The 18,672-nt window shown below is 55.1% G+C and carries 17 protein-coding genes and 1 tRNA gene; 3 read left to right on the top strand and 15 right to left on the bottom strand.

Annotated elements, in window-relative coordinates:
- Positions 1-50 precede the first annotated feature (50 nt).
- The 7 genes from dnaJ to lepA form a co-directional block, all read right to left on the bottom strand.
- On the bottom strand, positions 51-1,214 hold the full coding sequence (gene dnaJ, locus FYJ78_RS11560; RefSeq protein ID WP_328597719.1) for a molecular chaperone DnaJ: 1,164 nt from the start codon (positions 1,212-1,214) through the stop codon (positions 51-53).
- Between the two features lie 205 nt (positions 1,215-1,419).
- The gene (gene dnaK, locus FYJ78_RS11555; protein ID WP_154621536.1) at positions 1,420-3,273 is read right to left on the bottom strand and encodes a molecular chaperone DnaK; all 1,854 of its coding nucleotides are present in this window, start codon (positions 3,271-3,273) and stop codon (positions 1,420-1,422) included.
- A 68-nt stretch (positions 3,274-3,341) separates the two neighbouring features.
- Positions 3,342-3,959, bottom strand: a complete 618-nt coding sequence (gene grpE, locus FYJ78_RS11550) for a nucleotide exchange factor GrpE (protein WP_195847961.1) — start codon at positions 3,957-3,959, stop codon at positions 3,342-3,344.
- A 61-nt stretch (positions 3,960-4,020) separates the two neighbouring features.
- Entirely contained in the window at positions 4,021-5,055 is a 1,035-nt protein-coding gene (hrcA, locus tag FYJ78_RS11545) for a heat-inducible transcriptional repressor HrcA (protein ID WP_154621535.1), read from the bottom strand.
- Positions 5,056-5,200: 145 nt separating this feature from the next.
- Positions 5,201-6,112: a polysaccharide deacetylase family protein gene (locus FYJ78_RS11540; protein ID WP_154621534.1), complete on the bottom strand. Its 912-nt coding sequence runs from the start codon at positions 6,110-6,112 to the stop codon at positions 5,201-5,203.
- A 91-nt stretch (positions 6,113-6,203) separates the two neighbouring features.
- The gene (gene hemW / locus FYJ78_RS11535; protein ID WP_154621533.1) at positions 6,204-7,355 is read right to left on the bottom strand and encodes a radical SAM family heme chaperone HemW; all 1,152 of its coding nucleotides are present in this window, start codon (positions 7,353-7,355) and stop codon (positions 6,204-6,206) included.
- A gap of 17 nt (positions 7,356-7,372) precedes the next feature.
- Positions 7,373-9,169, bottom strand: coding sequence for a translation elongation factor 4 (lepA, locus tag FYJ78_RS11530; RefSeq protein ID WP_154621554.1), 1,797 nt, complete (start codon positions 9,167-9,169; stop codon positions 7,373-7,375).
- A gap of 160 nt (positions 9,170-9,329) precedes the next feature.
- Here lepA and rpsT point away from each other — a divergent pair, with 160 nt between their 5' ends.
- Positions 9,330-9,596 (top strand): 30S ribosomal protein S20, encoded by a 267-nt coding sequence (gene rpsT, locus FYJ78_RS11525; protein ID WP_036374005.1) that lies wholly within the window; start codon positions 9,330-9,332, stop codon positions 9,594-9,596.
- A gap of 59 nt (positions 9,597-9,655) precedes the next feature.
- Here the strand turns inward: rpsT and FYJ78_RS11520 are convergent, their stop codons facing one another.
- The 6 genes from FYJ78_RS11520 to FYJ78_RS13105 all read right to left on the bottom strand — a co-directional run bounded on the left by FYJ78_RS11520 (position 9,656) and on the right by FYJ78_RS13105 (position 15,569).
- Positions 9,656-10,999 carry an MATE family efflux transporter gene (locus tag FYJ78_RS11520; protein WP_154621532.1) on the bottom strand — a complete coding sequence of 448 codons (1,344 nt, stop codon included), beginning with the start codon at positions 10,997-10,999 and terminating at the stop codon, positions 9,656-9,658.
- Positions 10,996-12,204: an SEC-C metal-binding domain-containing protein gene (locus FYJ78_RS11515; RefSeq protein ID WP_154621531.1), complete on the bottom strand. Its 1,209-nt coding sequence runs from the start codon at positions 12,202-12,204 to the stop codon at positions 10,996-10,998. The genes FYJ78_RS11520 and FYJ78_RS11515 overlap by 4 nt, the downstream gene beginning before the upstream one ends.
- Positions 12,205-12,244: 40 nt before the next feature.
- Positions 12,245-13,486 (bottom strand): N-acetylmuramoyl-L-alanine amidase, encoded by a 1,242-nt coding sequence (locus FYJ78_RS11510; RefSeq protein WP_154621530.1) that lies wholly within the window; start codon positions 13,484-13,486, stop codon positions 12,245-12,247.
- A gap of 125 nt (positions 13,487-13,611) precedes the next feature.
- Complete coding sequence (gene thiD, locus FYJ78_RS11505) at positions 13,612-14,421, bottom strand: bifunctional hydroxymethylpyrimidine kinase/phosphomethylpyrimidine kinase (protein ID WP_441198119.1); 810 nt, start codon at positions 14,419-14,421, stop codon at positions 13,612-13,614.
- Between the two features lie 12 nt (positions 14,422-14,433).
- Positions 14,434-15,315: an aldose 1-epimerase family protein gene (locus tag FYJ78_RS11500; protein WP_154621529.1), complete on the bottom strand. Its 882-nt coding sequence runs from the start codon at positions 15,313-15,315 to the stop codon at positions 14,434-14,436.
- 131 nt (positions 15,316-15,446) lie between these two features.
- On the bottom strand, positions 15,447-15,569 hold the full coding sequence (locus FYJ78_RS13105; protein WP_268878439.1) for a hypothetical protein: 123 nt from the start codon (positions 15,567-15,569) through the stop codon (positions 15,447-15,449).
- A 243-nt stretch (positions 15,570-15,812) separates the two neighbouring features.
- Between FYJ78_RS13105 and eno the strand changes: the two genes are divergently transcribed.
- Positions 15,813-17,114, top strand: coding sequence for a phosphopyruvate hydratase (eno, locus tag FYJ78_RS11495; protein WP_154621527.1), 1,302 nt, complete (start codon positions 15,813-15,815; stop codon positions 17,112-17,114).
- A gap of 137 nt (positions 17,115-17,251) precedes the next feature.
- A tRNA-Gly gene (locus FYJ78_RS11490) sits at positions 17,252-17,325 on the top strand.
- A 59-nt stretch (positions 17,326-17,384) separates the two neighbouring features.
- On the opposite strand, the gene FYJ78_RS11485 is transcribed toward FYJ78_RS11490, so the two are convergent.
- Both FYJ78_RS11485 and queC read right to left on the bottom strand, forming a co-directional pair.
- Complete coding sequence (locus FYJ78_RS11485; RefSeq protein ID WP_154621525.1) at positions 17,385-17,876, bottom strand: HD domain-containing protein; 492 nt, start codon at positions 17,874-17,876, stop codon at positions 17,385-17,387.
- 9 nt (positions 17,877-17,885) lie between these two features.
- The gene (queC, locus tag FYJ78_RS11480) at positions 17,886-18,590 is read right to left on the bottom strand and encodes a 7-cyano-7-deazaguanine synthase QueC (RefSeq protein ID WP_154621523.1); all 705 of its coding nucleotides are present in this window, start codon (positions 18,588-18,590) and stop codon (positions 17,886-17,888) included.
- Between the last annotated feature and the right edge of the window lie 82 nt (positions 18,591-18,672).

Genomic DNA, 18,672 nt, shown 5'->3' with positions numbered 1-18,672 from the left:
CAAGGGCGCAAAAAGGGGGCCGGGATTTTCCCGGTCCCCCTTTCCCCTGTTCATTTTTTAAAAAAACGCTTGAGATCATCGAGGAAACTCTTCTGTTCCGGATTGACCTTATCCCCGCTGATGTCGCCGAACTCCCGCAGGAGTTCTTTCTGACGCGCAGACAAGTTCTGCGGCGTCAGCACCTTGAGAACCACATGCTCGTCCCCGCGTCCGCCGCCGCGCAGGTGCGGGATCCCTTTGCCGCGCAGACGCAGAATCTTGCCGGACTGTGTACCGGCCGGTACTTTCATCTCTACAGCCCCATCGAGCGTCGGAACCTGCACCGTATCTCCCAGCGCTGCCTGAACGAAGGAAATCGGAACCTCCACAACGACGTCATTGCCGTGACGCTGGAAGATCTTATGCGGCTTGATGAAGATATACACATAAAGATCTCCATTTCCTCCGCCGCGCACACCGGCCTCGCCGCCGCCCGTTACCCGGACGCGCGAACCTTGATCCACACCCTTCGGAATATTCACCTTGATCTTGCGCGTAACCTTCTTCCGGCCCGTTCCATGACAGTCGCTGCACGGATTCTTGACGATCTTTCCCGTCCCGTGGCAGCGGCTGCAGGTCGTCTGATTGACCATGCGCCCGAACGGGGTATTCTGGACCGCCTGACGCATACCGGTACCGCCACAGTCCGGGCAGTTCTCCGGCTGCGTTCCCGGTGCCGCCCCGGTACCGCCGCAGGTCTTGCAGGATTCGGTACGGGGTATGCTAAGTTCCGCCGTCTTGCCGAACGCCGCTTCCTCAAAAGTAATCTCCAAATCATAGCGCAGGTCACTGCCGCGTTCCGGCCCTGGACGGCTCTGCCGGCTGCGTCCGCCGCCTCCGCCAAAAAACATATCGAAGATATCGCCAAACCCGTCGGCGCTGCCGAAACCGCTGAACCCACCTTGGCTGAAGCCGCCAAAACCGCCGCCTCCGCCCATGCCGCCTTCAAAAGCCGCATGGCCGAACTGATCGTACTGCGCCTTTTTCTGCGGATCCTTCAGGACATCATAGGCTTCGTTGACTTCCTTAAACTTTTCTTCAGCCGCTTTGGGATTATCGCGGTTCAGGTCCGGATGATATTTGCGGGCCATCTTTTTATAGGCCTTTTTGATTTCAGCTGCCGAGGCATTTTTGTCAACCCCCAGCACCTCATAGTAATCACGTTTCTCGCTCACGTTGCACCATCCTTGTTTCAATCCGCGCCGGCATTTTCCGGAGTACGACAACATTGCATCGCGCAGATTGGCTTTCTGCAGATCAGAGCGCTTCTGTTACTCCGCCTCCGCCTGCATGATATAGACATTTTTCTCCCGTTTATCGATGAAAATAGAATTGTTGGGAGCCTGCCGGCTCCCAACAATCCGCCCACAAAAGGGGAAATCACTTCTTGTCGTCTTTGACTTCCGTGTATTCCGCATCAACGACATCGTCGTCGTCCTTCTTGGCGCTTTCCTGTGCGCCTGCCTGTGCACCGCCGGCAGCTCCCTGACCAGCGGCCTGAGCCTGCTGGTATGCTGCTGCGCTCATCTCATAAAGCGGCTTCTGAGCTTCTTCCATGGCTTTCTTAATGGCCTCGGTATCGTTGCTCTTCAACGCTTCCTTCACCTTATCGATTCCTGCCTGAACCTTGGCGACCTGATCCTTATCCGCTTTGTCTCCAAGATCTTTGATGGTCTTTTCCGCCTGATAAACAAAGCTGTCCGCCTGATTTTTGGTATCAATGGCTTCCTTCTGCTTCTTATCCTCTGCCGCATGCGCCTCGGCTTCCTTGACCATACGGTCGATATCCTCCTTCCTCATGCCGCTGTCCGACTGGATCGTGATCTTCTGCTCCTTGCCCGTGCCAAGATCCTTAGCGGATACATGTACGATACCGTTGGCATCGATATCGAAAGAAACCTCGATCTTAGGAACTCCGCGCGGAGCCGGCGGAATATCGGACAACTCAAAGCGGCCCAGCGTCTTGTTGCCGGCAGCCATCTCGCGCTCGCCCTGCAGGACATGAATATCTACGGACGGCTGATTATCTGCAGCCGTGGAGAATACCTGGCTCTTATGCGTCGGGATCGTCGTATTGCGCTCGATGATCTTAGTGCAGACGCCGCCCAGCGTCTCAATGCCAAGAGACAGCGGCGTAACATCGAGAAGCAATACATCCTTGACTTCGCCGACGAGAACACCGCCCTGAATCGCCGCGCCGACGGATACGCATTCATCCGGATTGACGCCCTTGGACGGCTCTTTCGCCAGGAACTTGCGGATGGCTTCCTGAACGGCCGGGATACGGGAGGAACCGCCGACGAGAATGATCTTATTGATATCGCTGCCGGACAGGTCCGCATCGGCCATCGCCTTGCGGGTCGGTTCCATCGTACGCTCGACAAGATCCGCGGTCAGCTCGTCAAACTTTGCACGGGAAAGCGTGAGATCCAGATGCTTCGGCCCCGTGGCATCTGCCGTGATGAACGGCAGGTTGATGTTCGTCTGCGTCATGCTCGAAAGCTCAATCTTGGCCTTCTCGGCTGCTTCCTTGAGACGCTGTGCCGCCATCTTGTCCTGAGAAAGATCGATATTGTTTTCTTTCTTAAACTCATCAACCATCCAATCCATGATCTTCTGGTCGAAATCATCGCCGCCGAGATGCGTATCGCCATTCGTCGCGAGAACTTCAAACGTACCGCTCGAAAGTTCAAGGATAGATACATCGAACGTACCGCCGCCGAGGTCGAAGACAAGAACCGTCTCATCCTCGTCCTTATCCAGCCCATATGCCAAAGCTGCCGCTGTCGGCTCGTTGATGATGCGCAGTACCTCAAGTCCTGCGATCTTGCCGGCATCCTTGGTGGCCTGACGCTGGCTGTCGTTAAAGTAAGCCGGAACCGTAATAACCGCCTGGCTTACCGTCTCGCCGAGATACGCTTCCGCATCAGCCTTCAGCTTCTGAAGGATCATCGCCGAAATTTCCTGCGGCGTATAATCCTTGCCGTCTACCGTGACCTTGTAGTCTGTCTCGCCCATATGGCGTTTGATCGACGAAATCGTCCGATCCGGGTTGGAGACAGCCTGACGTTTTGCCAGCTGGCCGACCAGACGCTGCCCGTCCTTTGTGAATCCTACCACAGACGGAGTAATACGGCTGCCCTCCGGATTTGTGATAACCGTTGGCTCGCCGCCTTCCATAACAGATACAACCGAGTTTGTCGTACCCAAGTCAATACCAATTACCTTAGACATGTTAAAATCCTCCTAAAACATCTGTTCAATCTATGAGATTATGAGAAAAAACGTTGTAACAACCTATGTCAGTTGGCCACTACCTGGACCATGCTCGGACGGATAACCCGCCCTTTGACCATATAGCCCTTCTGAAGTTCCTGAGCGATATCATCGTCCTCATGCTCCTCATCCTGCACGCGCATAACAGCCTGATGATAATTGGGATCGAATTTTTTCCCTTGCGTCTCAATCCGCTCCAGTCCATTCTTTTTCAAGACCTCCTGCAGCTGCGTATAGATCATCTCTACACCCTTCTGAAACGCTTCGGCATCTTTTTTCTCAGCCGCCATAGCCCGCTCGAAATTATCCAGCAGCGGCAGCATGTCCTTCAGGATGCCCTGCGTAACCACAGCAGAAAGCTCCTCCTTTTCCTTGCCGGTACGGCGCCGAAAATTCTCGAAATCAGCCTGCAGACGAAGAACGCGTTCTTCCTTTGCTTTCAGATCTGCCGCCAGCTTCTCAATCTGCTGCGCAGCTTCCTCTGCACCGGCCTCCTCCGACTGGCCGGCAGGCTGTTCATCAGCGTTGCCGGCGGAGACATCATCACCGCCTTCCGCTGCGGCTTCTTCCGCCTCAGCTTCATCAATTTCGTGTTGCATCTCGTCCAGTTTTTGCTCATCTTTCTTTTTTAATTCATCTTTCATGAATGATGGCAATTCCTTCACCTCTTTCAACGGGGGTCCTATGATCGCTTACCAGCAGGCACTACCAGTGAAAGCGTTTGATCACATCGGTCAGATTTTGATTCATATACTCCAACAGGCTCATCGCCTTGGCATACTCCATACGGGTCGGCCCCAGCACGGCAATCGTGCCCAAAAGCTCTCCGTCCAGATGATACGTCGCCGTAATGATGCTGCTGTCTTTGAAGTGCTTATCCTCATTTTCCTGCCCGATTGTAACCTCCAGACCATCTCCCATATGGGCATGCAGGATATCCTTCATGAGTTCCTCTTCTTCCAGCATGAGAAGCGTATCCTTGACCTTCTCAACATCATGGAATTCCGGCTGCTCCAGCATCTGCGTCGTTCCGCCGAGATAAAGCCGCTCCCGCCGGCCCGAATCGAGCGCCCGGTGAATGATTTCCAAAGCCGCTTCATAAAGCGATTCATCCCGAATCTCATCCCGAATCTCTGTCAGCGAATGCTGCTCGATCGTGCGGAGTGTATGCCCTTCCAGCCGCATATTGATCACCTTCGCCATGCGCTGGAAATCCTCAAACGTAGCGCCGGACGGCATCTCCAGAATCTTGTTCTCAATGAATCCGGCGTCCGTCATGAGCACCGTGATGACGCGGCGATCATCAAGCGGCAGGAACTGCAGGCAGCGGAACTGCGCCTGCGTCATCTGGGGAGCCAGAACCAGCGAAACATTTTTGGTGACCTGAGAAATGATCCGCGCCGTCTCCTGAAAGACCTCTTCAATGCGCCTTACCCGGGCCCGGTACCATTTGTCGATCCGCTCTTTCTCCTCATCACTGACCGGCTTCGGCGAAATCAGGCCGTCGACATAAAACCGATAACCCTTCGACGAAGGGATCCGCCCGGAAGAAGTATGCAGCTGCTCCAGATACCCGAGCATCTCAAGGTCCGCCATCTCATTGCGGATCGTAGCCGGGCTGACGCCAAGATCGTACTTCCTGGCCAAAGTCCGCGATCCAACCGGCTCCGCGGACTCGATATAATCATCAATGACAGCCCGCAGCACACGCTTCTTACGCGCGTCCAGTTCATCGGACATCGGCCTCCCTCCTTCCGGATCCGTTTCTCTGTTAGCACTCTTTTATGGTGAGTGCTAACTTCGAATCTATTAAGATAATAACGCGAATAAGGCAAAAAGTCAACAGTAAAAGGACAAAAAGTCAATATTATTTTCCATTCTGCTTTCAGGGATGCGGGGTAATCGGTGTCACCACGCCGAAACGGTATCCCTTCGCCCGGAGCAGGTCGATGATTCCCTGCAGTGCCTTAACCGTCTGTTCCTTGCCGCCGCAACAGTGCATAAGAACCAATGCCGTGTTTTTCCCATTGGTCATTTGATCGACAAACCGAATCTGCTGAGCCGCATCCGGCCGTTTCGGCGTCGCATCCTCCGAGCTGACATTCCAGTCATGCTCCACATACCCTGCCTCGGTCAACGCCGGATAAAAATCGGCGGAAAACATGCCTGCCGTTCCGCCTGGCGCCCGAACAATAAAAGGACGAACGCCGATCAAGCGGAAAATGACCTCATCCGTCTGTTCCAGTTCGGCCATAAAATGATCCTTGGACTGATATAATTTTTTGTAATCATGATCGTAGCTGTGATTGCCGATAGCATGCCCTTCCTGAAAGATACGCCGCAATATATCCGGATTCTTTTCGCACATTTGCCCCGTCACATAAAACGTAGCATGAATGCCATTGTTTTTCAGAATATCGAGAATGGCCGGCGTATTTTTATGGTCCGGGCCATCGTCAAAGGTCAGATAGGCCACCTTCTCCTTATCATAAACTGCCAGCGGCGGAAGCACGGTCGGAAGCCCCTTTTCCCGCCGCTGACTCAGCGTATATCGGTCATAGACCGGCCGGCTGACATCCGTGAGTTCCACGGCCAGATTGGAATAATCGCCCCGGGAAAGAATATACGCATCCGACTCCGGCCCCGGCTCATCCTGCTGCAGGGCGGCGCCCCCCTCGTTTCCCCCGGATGCAGCAGACCGGATTCCCGCCCGCTGCCATGACGTATATCCGGCCACGCCGGCAAAAACGATAATCAACAGAATCAAAACGGCAATCCGCCATACCTTCTTGTCCATACCTACTCTCCCCGATTCTCATCATTTTTTAACATCCGATTGCTTTCATTATATCAAATCGCCGAAAAAATACCATAACCGCCGCATCGTTTCAGGTCAGCAGGAATGCTTCAAAAACGAGGTTCCCGAATTTCATGCCCAGCTCCGTCAGATAAACCGAATCCCCTTTATCAGCCAGCAGGCCCTTCCGCACCATTTCCCGGATCGCCCCCTCATACACACGATCAAGCTCCTGTCCGAACTTCTCCGCAAAGCGGCGGCGGCTGATCCCCGCCGCCGTCCGCAATGCCAGAAAGCAGAATTCCTCCATAGCGACCGCATCCGTCATCTCCTCTTCCGGATGAATCGGACGGATGCCTCGCTTTGCCTGATCCATATAGCGGGAAAGATCCGCCTCTGACTCCCATCTCCGGCCGTCCAGATAAGAGTGGGCGGCCGCGCCAAGGCCCAGATACGGAACATCCTGCCAATAGGCAAGATTGTGACGGCTGGCAAAACCGGGACGGGCGAAATTGGATATCTCATAGCGGGCGTATCCGTGAGCCGGAAGGACCGACGTCATATAATCATACATCCGCTCTGCTTCTTCATCGTCCGGCAGATTCAATTCACCCCGTTCCCGCCGGTCCCAAAACACCGTATGCTCTTCAACCTGCAGACCGTAAATCGAAAGGTGCTGAGGAGCAAGCTCCAGCGCCTGCTGCACGCTCCGCTCCAGGTCCGCCATAGTCTGTCCGGGCAGCCCGTACATGAGATCAAGGCTGAGATTGTCAAAGCCTGCTTTCCGGGCCATCCGGACCGCCGCAGCCGCTTCACCGGCCGTATGAATGCGTCCGATCGCCTGCAGCAGGCGGTCATCAAAGCTCTGCACGCCGAAGCTGAGCCGGTTGACCGCCCCTTCCCGCAAGATTTGAAAATACGCCTCGTCCACCGTCCCCGGATTGCACTCAACCGTAAATTCCCGCCCTTTTGCGGGGGGGAAAGTCTCAGAAAGAGCATCCAATATATCTTTCATGCACTGCGGCGGCAGAGAAGTCGGCGTCCCTCCGCCAATATATATCGTCGCGGGATCGCCCCAGCGCAGACGATAAGAAGAGCCCTGCGACCGGATCTCCCGGCACAAGGCTCTCGTATACTCCTCCCTGTCTCCTTCCCGTCCGGCATAGGACGGGAAATCACAGTAAAAACATTTTTTCCGGCAGAACGGAATGTGAACATAAACGCCCCATCGCTTCTTCACCATTGCTTCGCCCCGTTTTCTCAGTCGATCTTCAGAATAGCCATAAAGGCTTCCTGCGGCACCTCCACGCTGCCGACGGCTTTCATGCGCTTCTTTCCTTCTTTCTGCTTTTCCAGCAGCTTTCGTTTCCGCGAAATATCGCCGCCATAGCACTTGGCCAGCACATCTTTCCGGCGCGCCCGCACGTTCTCCCGGGCAATGACCTTGGAACCGATCGCCGCCTGAATCGGAATCTCAAACATCTGCTGCGGAATGATTTCCTTCAGCTTTGCCGCGAGCTGGCGGCCGCGGTTCGCAGCGCGGTCCTTATGCACGATGGTGGAAAGCGCATCAACCGGATCCCCGTTCAGCAGAATATCCACCTTTACCAGCTTCGATTGCTGATAATCGGCCAGTTCATAATCCAGCGAAGCATAGCCGCGCGTTGCAGACTTCAGGCGGTCAAAATAATCAAAAATGATCTCATTGAGCGGGATATGATAGGTGATCATGACGCGATTCGTATCGAGATAATCCATGCCCTTGAACTCCCCGCGCTTGTCCTGCGAAATCTCCATTACCGCGCCGACAAAATCATTGGGTACGATGACGGTCGCCTTGACATACGGTTCTTCGATATGCTCGATTTCGGTCTGCGGCGGAAGTTCCGACGGGTTGCTCACCTCCACCATCGTTCCGTCCGTCTTATAAACGCGATAAATGACCGACGGCGCCGTCGTAATCAGGCGAAGATGATACTCCCGTTCCAGCCGTTCCTGTATGACATCCATATGCAGCAGACCCAGAAATCCGCAGCGAAAGCCAAAGCCCAGCGCTGCCGAGGTTTCCGGTTCGAAAACCAAAGCCGCATCGTTGATCTGCATTTTTTCCAGCGCATCCTTGAGATTGTCATAATCCGAGCTTTCAACCGGATAAAGGCCGCAATACACCATCGGCGTAACGCCGCGATACCCCGGCAGCGGATTAGCCGCCGGATGATCCGCAAACGTAATCGTATCGCCGACGCGCACATCGCGTACATCCTTCAAGGATCCCGCCACGAATCCAACCTCGCCGACATCGAGGCGCCCCACGTCCACCGGCTGCGGTTTAAAACAGCCGACATCCGTGACCTCAAATTCCTTGCCGGTCGCCATCATCCGTAGCTTCATGCCCTTCCGGATATGTCCCTGTTTGACGCGGACATGCGCAATGACGCCCTTATAGGAATCAAAGTAGGAATCGAAGATCAGCGCCTGCAGCGGCGCATTCTCATCCCCTTCCGGCGCGGGGATATATTCCACGATCGCATCGAGGATCTCCTCTATGCCGATACCGGTCTTGGCCGAGGCAAGCACCGCATTCGACGTATCCAGCCCGATCGTATTTTCGATCTCCTCCCTGACCCGATCCGGATCGGCACTCGGCAGATCGATCTTATTGATGACCGGAACGATTTCCAGATCGTTTTCCAGCGCCATGTAGACATTGGCCAGCGTCTGCGCCTCCACGCCCTGCGCCGCATCCACTACCAGCAGCGCGCCTTCGCAGGCGGCCAGACTGCGCGATACCTCATAAGTAAAATCGACATGACCCGGCGTATCGATAAGGTTCAGCTGATACGTCTCCCCGTCTTTTCCCTGATAATCCAGCCGCACCGTCTGAGCCTTGATGGTAATGCCGCGCTCACGTTCCAAATCCATATTATCGAGAACCTGTGCCTCCATCTGCCGCTCGGACAAGGTTCCCGTGTATTCAATCAGACGATCCGCAATCGTCGATTTGCCGTGATCGATATGGGCAATGATCGAGAAATTACGGATATTCTTGTTCTGCATGGTCATTTTCCTTTCCTTTTGACTCCACATCCCTGTTATTATATCATTGAACACCGTCCTCCTGCAAGAAAGCCTCGCCCTGCCGGAAGAAAACAGTTGCTTTTTGCCGACGCCCATGCTAGAATAACAAGGTAACGAATTTATCAAGGGGGTGAACTACTTGCCGAATATCAAAGCATCTATTCTGAGTGTGAAATCTGACGCGAAGCGCCATGCAAAGAACGCCGCTGAGAAGTCCCGTGTACGCACAGCTTCCCGCCGTGTCCTCGATGCTGTTGAGGCTGGAAACGCTGATGAAGCGAAATCCCTCCTTACGGTTGCATGCAAGACAATCGATCAGGCTGCTGCAAACAAGGTCTACCACAAGAATGCCGCCGCCCGCAAAAAATCGCGTCTTGCCCGCAAAGTCAACGCACTGGCGAAATAATCTTTGCAGATTCAATAAAAGCCCCGCTCTTTCGAGCGGGGCTTTTTGCATATCCGGAATCAGGCATATCGCCGCTGCACATGCCGCAGACGCGCCATAAGGGCGATGGCACCGATCGCCACGCCGGAAATCAGGCTGACCCAGTACCCGTACGGGCCAAGGCCACCATAGTTGGCAAACAGAAATCCGAGCGGCAGACCGATGATCCAATAGGAAAAAACAGCCAGTAAAAAGGTTGCATGAACGTCCTTATATCCGCGCAGCGCCCCCTGCAACGGCGCGTCAAGCGCATCGCTTAGCTGCAGAAAAACCGCATACAGCAAAAATACTTCGAGCATCTCCTGCACTTCGGGGCTCGTCGTATAGAGCTGCGCGATCTCCGCGCGAAACGGCACAAGCAGCAAGGCAATGCTTCCCTCAAACAAGAAGGTCAGCAGGCGTCCAAGGCGAATATACTCCCTGGCCGCCCCGCTGCGCTTTGCGCCGATTTCGAAACCGACCAGAATCGTCAGCGTCATGCTGGCCGAAAGCGGGATCATATAGATCATCGTCGTAAAATTCATCGCCGCCTGATGCGCAGCCACGACGACCGTCCCATACACCGTCATGAACAGACCAACCGCACTGAATATACTCATCTCGCAAAACATCGTGCTGCCGATCGGAATGCCGAGAGCCAGGGCATGACGCCACTCCGCCGGCGACGGACGCGAAACATGGGAAAATACCCGGTAGCTGCAAAACGGCTCCAAGCGGCTGACCACAAGGATATTGAGCATAAAATTCAGGAAAAAGGCGACCGACGAGCCAATCCCTGCCCCCATGCCGCCAAAAGCCGGTATGCCGAAGGCCCCGTACATAAACACATAATTCGCCGCGACATTTATGGGTACGGTCACCAGCGTAATCATCATGGTCAGATGGGTATGCCCGTGCGCATCAATCAGATTGCGCAGCACGCCGGCCAGAAAAATCGGCACAATTCCCGGAGCAATCCCGGCCAGATAGCCTGCGGCAACGCGTTCTACCTTCGGCTCCAGCTGCAGGCCGTCTAAAATGAACGGCACAAAAAGGACCCCGGCCAGAAGGAAAAAAGCCGCCAGCAGCAGCGACCAGTAAAATCCCTGCCGGACGACAAAAACAATCCGCTCCGTTCTCCCCGCTCCATAAAGCTGGGAAAGGATCGGCGTCAAGACCGAAATGATGCCAAGAAACGAGCCGAAAAACGGCATGAAAAGATTGGCCCCGACGGCGACGCCGGCCAGGTCCTGCTCGCTGATATGGCCGGACATCACCGTATCGCAAAAGCCCGTTGCCGTCAGCGCCAGCTGCGTAATGAAGATCGGACAAAGGATGGTCAAAAACCTCCGCGCCTTTTCCCGGTAATGAAGCGCCCCCCTCATTGTTCCTCCCGGCGCAGGCAGCAGTTCTTATACTTTTTGCCGCTGCCGCACGGACAGGGATCGTTTCTTCCTACCTTCTGCCGGCGGACTTGATCAAACGGGATCACCCTGCCGCCGCCGGACGAATCTGCCGCAAAAAGTTCTTCCGGCGTATGCCCTTTCAAGGACCACAGGCGGGTCGTATGATAAAAGGCAATCAGCAAAGATACGGCTGCCTCGCAGCGTCTCTTTCCCTTCATGAAGCCAAGTTCTTCCAAAAAGTCTGCGGCTTCCTGAATATCGTTGTCATTCTGCAGAAGAATAAGCACCTCGCCGACAAGGTCCGCAGCCTCCAGCACATCGCAGGAATATTCTTCCATAAAGAACCGGGCCAGCTCCTTGTAGGCCGGCGTATCGCGAATATAGTCGGCCTCGCCGGCATCGTACACCTCGCCATACGTCAGCGGCGCAAAATCCAGATTGTCGCGGCGGGCCCGTTCCTTCTCCAGCTGATCGGGATCGATCAGCGTATAATACATCGCACCATACGGCGTCGCCGTCAGCGTCGTCTGCCAGCAGGAAGCGTTGAGCAGGATCCCGACAAAATCCATAAACGAAATCTGTTCGCGCTGTGCGTCATCGAGGTAGCTCATGACCTTTTCATAAAGGGTATCATAATCCATATATCCATAGAAGAAGAGACAGCCGGCCGCCAGACGGGCCGTCTCCGTATTGAGCTCAGCCAGGCTGCGGAACGTACCGGAATCCAGCTTGCGGAATTCCTCACAGATTTCCTTCGGCATATACCAGATCAGCTTCCCGTCCTGATTCCCGCAGGAGACAAGCCCAAGGGCCCGCAGATAGTCGAGGCGTTCATCGTCATCGCGAAACTCCGCCGTCTGCCCGCCATGGTCGAGAAGGTGCCGGAAACATTCGTACTCTTCCTCGTTAATCGAAGGAAACCAGTGCTGTGCAAAGCGGACTGCCTCCACTGCCAGACGCTTTGCAAGCTCCGCTTTCCGGAGCTTGCTGGCCCCCTTCACTCCGAGATTGTAGCGAATGTCATCCAGTTCGTCCTTTGTCATCACCTCAAGCATATCCAGTATGCCCTTCTTTTTCGGCATGACACGGCGGTAAAGCGCTTTGCGCCGCACTTCCGCTTCTTCCTCCATCATTTTCCGCACGGACTCCTTGCCCTCCCGGAACTCTTTTTGCTTTTTATCCATTTCTATGCCCTTATGCCTCACTTTCTTTCTCCGGCACGCCTCATCCGAAATAGTCCGCAATACCGTCGGCGATCCCCTGAGCCGCCTTGTGAATCCCATCCTCGCTGTCCATCAGCTTCTCTTCCGACGGATTGGAAATAAAGGCCAGCTCAACCAGCGTCGCCGGCATATCCGTATGCTTGCAGACATAGAAGTTGCAGCTCTGCGTGCCGCGGCTCTGCGTGCCGAGCTGATCGATCACACCGGACCGCACCTTGTCTGCCAGATCACGCGATTTCTGCGAGCCGAGTGAATAGTAATACCCGGTCGTCCCTCTGGCCGCGCCATTGGAAAAGGAATCCATGTGAATCGAAATGAAAATATCGGATCCGTTCCGGTTTCCCACATCGCAGCGGGCCTGAAGCTCTTCGATATCGCTGGCATCAGCGCCTTTCGGCGAAACCTCCGTATCGGTTTCACGGGTCATATACACGGTCGCTCCCTCCGCCGCCAACAAGCGTTTGAGCTCATTCGCCACGCGAAGCGTCACGCTCTTTTCCATAACGCCGGTCGGTCCGATTGCGCCGGAATCATTGCCGCCGTGACCGGCATCAATCGTAATCTTCCGCCCTCTGAGCCCGGTGATGCCGGCCAGCTCGTCCTCCCCTTCGCTGTCGGAATGAGACGGCTGGACCGCAGGCTGATCCGGCTTCTTATCGTCTTTTTTATCCGTTTTTTTATCCGGTTTCTGTCCGCCCCCGGTGGGCTTCGCCGCAGCCGGATTCTTCGCCGGCTTTTCCGGCGCCTGCCCGGCCGCATCCCCCGTCTGCCCCGGCAGACGAATGGACGCCTGCGAAGAATCCGGACTGAGATCGCCGATATCCAGCACGACGCGCGCAGGAACCGGCCCTCCCTGAAGGGAAAACGCACGATGATTGCCGCGTCCCACCTTGGATTCCATCACGATGCGAACCGTATCCGGATTAAACTGCGCGGCCCGGACGCGGCCGACAAAACGGCTGTTCACAGCAATATCCTTTTTTACCTTCGGAGACAGCCAGGCTTTCGGTATGTCGATCACCACGCGGTCCGGATGATCCAGCAGGGTTTTCCGGAAGGAAACCGGGCGGTCCGCATCAATGACGACGCGTGTCTTATTCGCTTCCGTACTCACACGGACCCCCGTGATTTCAGCCATGCTGCCGGCGCGCTGCTGAAAATCCGCCCCGGCGGCCGAAGCCTGCACCGCAAACAGAAACATACAGCACAAAACAAGCGCGGTCCGAAAGACTATTCGCCTCATAGAATCCCTCCAAACAGACACATATATTCTATTATCGTCTTTCCCCCTGAAAAAATCAAGAAACCTATGTACGAAAGCATGGTTCCGTCTGTTGTCTGCCGGGAGAGGCCCTCCAGGCGCGGTCTTCACTGCCGAAAAAAATCACCGTCCAGAGCAAAGCCATGGTTCAGCGGCCCGCTCCCCTGTCCGAGATCCAGCCCGTCCAGCAACGCGCCGGTAAGGTAGTCCTTGGCCAGTTCAACGGACGCCTCCAACCCATATGCCTTCGCCAGATTCGATGCAATGGCGCTCGACAGCGTACAGCCGGTTCCATGCGTATTCGGATTGTCAATGCGCTGTCCCATATACCACCTGATCCCTGCTGCTGAAACGAGCACATCGTTGGCCGTCCCGCCCAAATGCCCGCCTTTGCCAAGGACATTCACACCGGCTTCCTGCCATACCTTCCGGGCCGCCTCAACCAGATCCTTTTCACAGCGGATCTTCCGGCGGGACAGGATCTCCAGTTCGGGTACATTCGGCGTGATAAGCTCAGCCAGAGGAAACAGCTCCTCCCGCAGGACCGCTTCCGCTCCCTTCTCCATCAGCTCAGCGCCGCTTGTCGCTGTCATGACCGGATCCACCACGATATGCTTTGCGTCATATTCCCTGAGCTTCTCAGCGATGACCAGGATCAGGTCTTCGGACGCCACCATACCGACCTTGACCGCATCCGGACGGATATCTTCAAACACGGCGTCGATCTCTGCCGCCAGAAATTCCGGCGTGACTTCCTGCACGGCCGCGACGCCGGCCGTATTCTGCGCAGTGAGCGCAGTCACCGCACTCATTCCATAGACGCCATGCGCCATCATCGTCTTGAGATCTGCCTGTATTCCGGCGCCGCCGCTGGAATCGCTGCCGGCGATCGTCAATACTTTTGCCATCCGTTCCATGAAAGTCCTCCTTCACCGGCCAATCGTTATGGTATAACTATATTCTGCCTGCCCGCCGGGCTGGAGGCGCTCACTTCCCGCTCGTTCGGCAAACTCCCCGTCAAAGTCCGCGTAATCCGCATGTCCATGCCATGGCTCAATGCAGAGAAACGGTGCGCCGCCCTGCCCCGGCGTCCAATATCCCCAATAGGGAAAGCCTTTGGCCGTAATGGTCAGGCACTTATCACTCTTTCTCGAGCAGAGGCGCACCGTATCCGATTTCTGCGCATCATAAGCCAAGGCATCATGCCGGAACATCTCATAGCGAAGTGGCAGTTCGGCCCCGGACAAACGCGCCGTGCCGTATCCGCGCAGGAATTGCCCGTTCTCATTCAGCGGCATATTGCCCGCATCTTCCTGCTCACTGAACTGAAGGTAACAGTCCTCAAAGGATTCGCCTGCCACAATCGGGCAGCGATATGCCCCATGCGCTCCGATCGAGTAAATCATTTCCTTATCGTCGAGATTCCGGACGACCCAGCGCACGGTAATCCGGTTCTTTTCCAGCACATATCCGATGAGCAGCTGAAACTTCCACGGATAGCTCTTCAGGCTCTCCTCGGACCAGTCCAGCGCAAATTCCACGGAATCCGGCTGGCGATGGACCAGACGAAATTCGGATATGCGCCCGAGTCCATGTCCCGGCAGCTGATATTCCCGGCCATTCACGCGATATTTTCCCCCGCAAAGCTTGCCAACGATCGGAAACAGCACCGGCGAACTGTATTTCCACCAGACCGGATCTCCGTTCCACAGATATTCGGTCTCATCCGCCCGCTCGCGGATTGAGCGGAGTTCCGCCCCCAGACTGCGCACCTGCACACAAAGAACCTCATTTTCCAACGTATAAAGCATTTTGCCAGACTCCTTTCCAATTCATCTTTCCCTCATCGTAGATCGAAACCATATATCATCTTAACATAAATCGTTGTCCATGTGCTTCCGTTTTATCCGTTGCTAATGGGCACTAAGGCTCTGAATGAATCTCACTTTATAAAACGGTAGCGCATCTGCTGAATCATCATGCCATCCCCTTCTAAAAGCATTTCTCTCTTGCCTATTATAACATGGCCGGTCAGCAGAACCATCGCTTTTAGCGATGAATCCATCGATTCTTTCCGTTTTTCATCCGCTGTTCTATTCCCCCATCCGGACAAGAACCCGTTTCAGCCAGCCTTTAGCCAGCAAAAAATAAATTGTTGCAATTGTAACAGAAATATCGCTTCCGTCCGGCTACAATAAACCTGAAAGCGAATCATTTTATGTCTTTTGTTGAAAATATTTCTCATATATGATATCATGTAGTAAGTGAGAATGTTTATCAACAAATTCGCTGACAGGAGGCGTTTATCATGAAAGAATATGTAAAGATTATGCAGATCATCGGCCGGGAGATCATCGATTCGCGCGGCAATCCGACCGTGGAAGCGGAGGTATTGCTTGCCGGAGGGGCAAAGGGCCGCGCCGCCGTTCCCAGCGGTGCATCGACCGGAGAGTTTGAAGCGCTGGAGCTTCGCGACGGTGATGCTTCCCGGTTTGGCGGCAAGGGCGTATCCCAGGCTGTGGCAAACATCCGGGAAAAAATCGCGCCGGCACTGATTGGGCAGGATGCGTCCGATCCCTTTGCCATCGATGCGATCATGCGCCGTCTCGATGGTACGGACGATAAGTCCCAGATCGGGGCCAACGCCATCCTCGCCGTCTCGCTGGCAGCCGCGAGAGCTGCGGCCGCTGCCGACGAGCTCCCGCTTTACCGTTTTCTCGGAGGCATCTCCGGCAGGCACCTCCCCGTCCCGATGATGAATATCCTGAACGGCGGCGCACATGCGTCCAATTCCGTCGACACACAGGAATTCATGATTATGCCGGTCGGCGCACCGAGCTTCCATGAGGCACTGCGCTGGTCCACCGAGGTATTCCATGCCCTGCAGTCCCTGCTCAAAAAAGAGGGAGAAACCACTGCTGTCGGCGATGAAGGAGGATTCGCGCCGAATCTCCAATCCGATGAGGATGCCATCGAACATATCCTGCAGGCCATCCGGAATGCCGGCTATGAACCGGGGCGGGATTTTGTACTGGCCATGGATGCAGCAGCCTCGGAATGGAAAAGTGAAAAAGGGCGCGGCTTTTACCGCCAGCCAAAGTCTGGCCGGGAGTACACCTCCGATGAACTGATCGCGCATTGGGAATCACTGACCAGCAAGTACCCGATCTATTCCATCGAAGACGGCCTCGATGAAGAGGACTGGGAAGGCTGGCAGCGTATGACCGAAAAGCTCGGCCATAAAGTACAGCTCGTCGGCGACGATCTCTTCGTCACGAACACCCGGCGTCTCCAAAAAGGAATCCAGCTCGGCTGCGGCAATTCCATTCTCATTAAGCTCAATCAGATCGGCTCCCTTTCCGAAACGATCGAGGCCATCGAAATGGCACACAAAGCAGGGTATACCGCCATCGTTTCGCATCGCTCCGGAGAAACCGAAGATACGACCATCGCCGACCTGGCCGTGGCTCTCAACACCGATCAGATCAAAACCGGCGCGCCGTCCCGGGCCGAACGCACCGCAAAATACAACCAGCTGCTGCGCATCGAAGAAGAACTGGGGAGCAATGCGGTATATCCGGGCAAAGAGGCATTCCGCCTGAAACGATAAAGTGAGACTTGTTCAGGTCTTTAGGGTCGGATAAACCTCCTCTGCGAATCGGTCCGCCTCATCTTCCTTGCCCCGGCATTCCTCAAAGAAAAGCATTGACCGGTAGAAAAAACTATGCTATACTGTATCATGTTGATGCGGGCATAGTTCATCGGTAGAATGCCAGCTTCCCAAGCTAGAGAGGTGGGTTCGATTCCCATTGCCCGCTCCATTTGAAACAGCAAGAGGCTGTATATCCATACTTATGTGGATATACAGCCTCTTTTTTTGTCATGCAATCCCGTAAATCTGCTGCAGCAGCTTCCGGCCGCTCTCCGTCCGGAACACATTATCCCGAAAAGATCGCAGAGCCGCGGGCGAAAGCTCATCCTCATAGGCGTTGACCAGAAAATCCGCCTCCAGCAGAATCTGATAGTCCATGCCATCCACGCCGGTATAAGTATGGTGATGCTCCACAAGGAACCGCACCCGCTCGATAATCCCGGCGCCGATGCCGAGTTCATGCAGGATCTGTTCCGCCACTGGGCCGCCTTCCTGCTCCTGATACTTTCCCGCTGTGCTTCCATATTTTTTCTCGGCCGCATGAATGCCGATGTCGTGAAGAATCGCTGCGATCTCCAGCACATCCTGCACGTCCCCCGGCAGACCTTCCATGCGTCCGATGAGGGACGCAAACTGATACACCTTCAGCGCATGCTGTATGCGGCGGGGATCGCCCTGATCCCATGCAATCATCCGGTTTAAAAGCTCTGTCTTATCCATGATACCATCTCATTTCCCCGACCCGCCGCGCCGGGCAAGCGCCGGATCCTCTACCCCGTTTGCCGCAAAGGCCGCAGCCCGGTCAATACAGGTACCGCAGCGTCCGCATGGTACATCGCCGCCCTCATAACAAGACCATGTGAGTTCGTAAGGAACCCCAAGTTCCAGCCCAAGTTTTACCACCCCGGCCTTGTTGCACTGCACAAAGGGCGCTTCCAGCTTCAGCTGATGCCCCGATCCTTCCCAGACCGCCCGGCTCATTGCCTCATGGAACACCGGCGAACAATCCGGGTAAGCAAATCCGGCGGAGTCATCAGCATGCGCGCCGTAGTAAATGACGCCGCAGCCCTTGCTCAGCGCAATACTGGCCGCAGAGGACAGAAACAAGCCGTTGCGGAAAGGCACGTACGTGCTGACCGGCTTTTCGCCCTTTGTTTTCCGAATCTGCTCCGCATAACTCTCCTCCGGTATCTCCTCCGCAGACTGGCGAAGCAGCGAACAATCACTGTATTGAAAAATCTTGCTGAGATCCAGAAAAATCTGCTCTATGCCATAATGAGCCGCCACATCACGGGCTGCCCGTATTTCCCGGTCATGCTTCTGCCCATAGGATATCGACAAGGACAGGACATTTTCCTTCCCGTAACGCTGGACAGCCAGCCCTACCGCTGTCGTCGAATCAACGCCCCCGCTGCTTAATACCATTGCTTTCATACGTTATTGTTTCCCCTTCCCGATTCATCCGATGCATTACGGGTGCCAAGCCCCCGCCTCTATGGCGGGCGATAAGCACCCG

This window comes from Wylensekiella montiformis (genome assembly GCF_009697385.1).
Taxonomy (GTDB): Bacteria; Bacillota; Negativicutes; order Selenomonadales; family Selenomonadaceae; genus Selenomonas_A; species Selenomonas_A montiformis.
This window is presented reverse-complemented; position numbering and strand designations above follow the sequence as displayed.

Excerpts from the sequence above, each read along its gene's own strand:
- hemW (WP_154621533.1), bottom strand. The coding sequence starts at position 7,355 with ATGGTGAAGAAGCGATGGGGCGTTTATGTTCACATTCCGTTCTGCCGG.
- queC (WP_154621523.1), bottom strand. The coding sequence starts at position 18,590 with ATGAAAGCAATGGTATTAAGCAGCGGGGGCGTTGATTCGACGACAGCG.
- FYJ78_RS11520 (WP_154621532.1), bottom strand. The coding sequence starts at position 10,999 with ATGAGGGGGGCGCTTCATTACCGGGAAAAGGCGCGGAGGTTTTTGACC.
- hrcA (WP_154621535.1), bottom strand. The coding sequence starts at position 5,055 with ATGTCCGATGAACTGGACGCGCGTAAGAAGCGTGTGCTGCGGGCTGTC.
- FYJ78_RS13105 (WP_268878439.1), bottom strand. The coding sequence starts at position 15,569 with ATGGATTCATCGCTAAAAGCGATGGTTCTGCTGACCGGCCATGTTATA.
- thiD (WP_441198119.1), bottom strand. The coding sequence starts at position 14,421 with ATGGAACGGATGGCAAAAGTATTGACGATCGCCGGCAGCGATTCCAGC.
- grpE (WP_195847961.1), bottom strand. The coding sequence starts at position 3,959 with ATGAAAGATGAATTAAAAAAGAAAGATGAGCAAAAACTGGACGAGATG.
- FYJ78_RS11510 (WP_154621530.1), bottom strand. The coding sequence starts at position 13,486 with ATGAGGCGAATAGTCTTTCGGACCGCGCTTGTTTTGTGCTGTATGTTT.
- FYJ78_RS11540 (WP_154621534.1), bottom strand. The coding sequence starts at position 6,112 with ATGGACAAGAAGGTATGGCGGATTGCCGTTTTGATTCTGTTGATTATC.
- FYJ78_RS11485 (WP_154621525.1), bottom strand. The coding sequence starts at position 17,876 with ATGGATAAGACAGAGCTTTTAAACCGGATGATTGCATGGGATCAGGGC.
- FYJ78_RS11500 (WP_154621529.1), bottom strand. The coding sequence starts at position 15,315 with ATGCTTTATACGTTGGAAAATGAGGTTCTTTGTGTGCAGGTGCGCAGT.
- eno (WP_154621527.1), top strand. The coding sequence starts at position 15,813 with ATGAAAGAATATGTAAAGATTATGCAGATCATCGGCCGGGAGATCATC.
- FYJ78_RS11515 (WP_154621531.1), bottom strand. The coding sequence starts at position 12,204 with ATGGATAAAAAGCAAAAAGAGTTCCGGGAGGGCAAGGAGTCCGTGCGG.
- lepA (WP_154621554.1), bottom strand. The coding sequence starts at position 9,169 with ATGCAGAACAAGAATATCCGTAATTTCTCGATCATTGCCCATATCGAT.
- dnaK (WP_154621536.1), bottom strand. The coding sequence starts at position 3,273 with ATGTCTAAGGTAATTGGTATTGACTTGGGTACGACAAACTCGGTTGTA.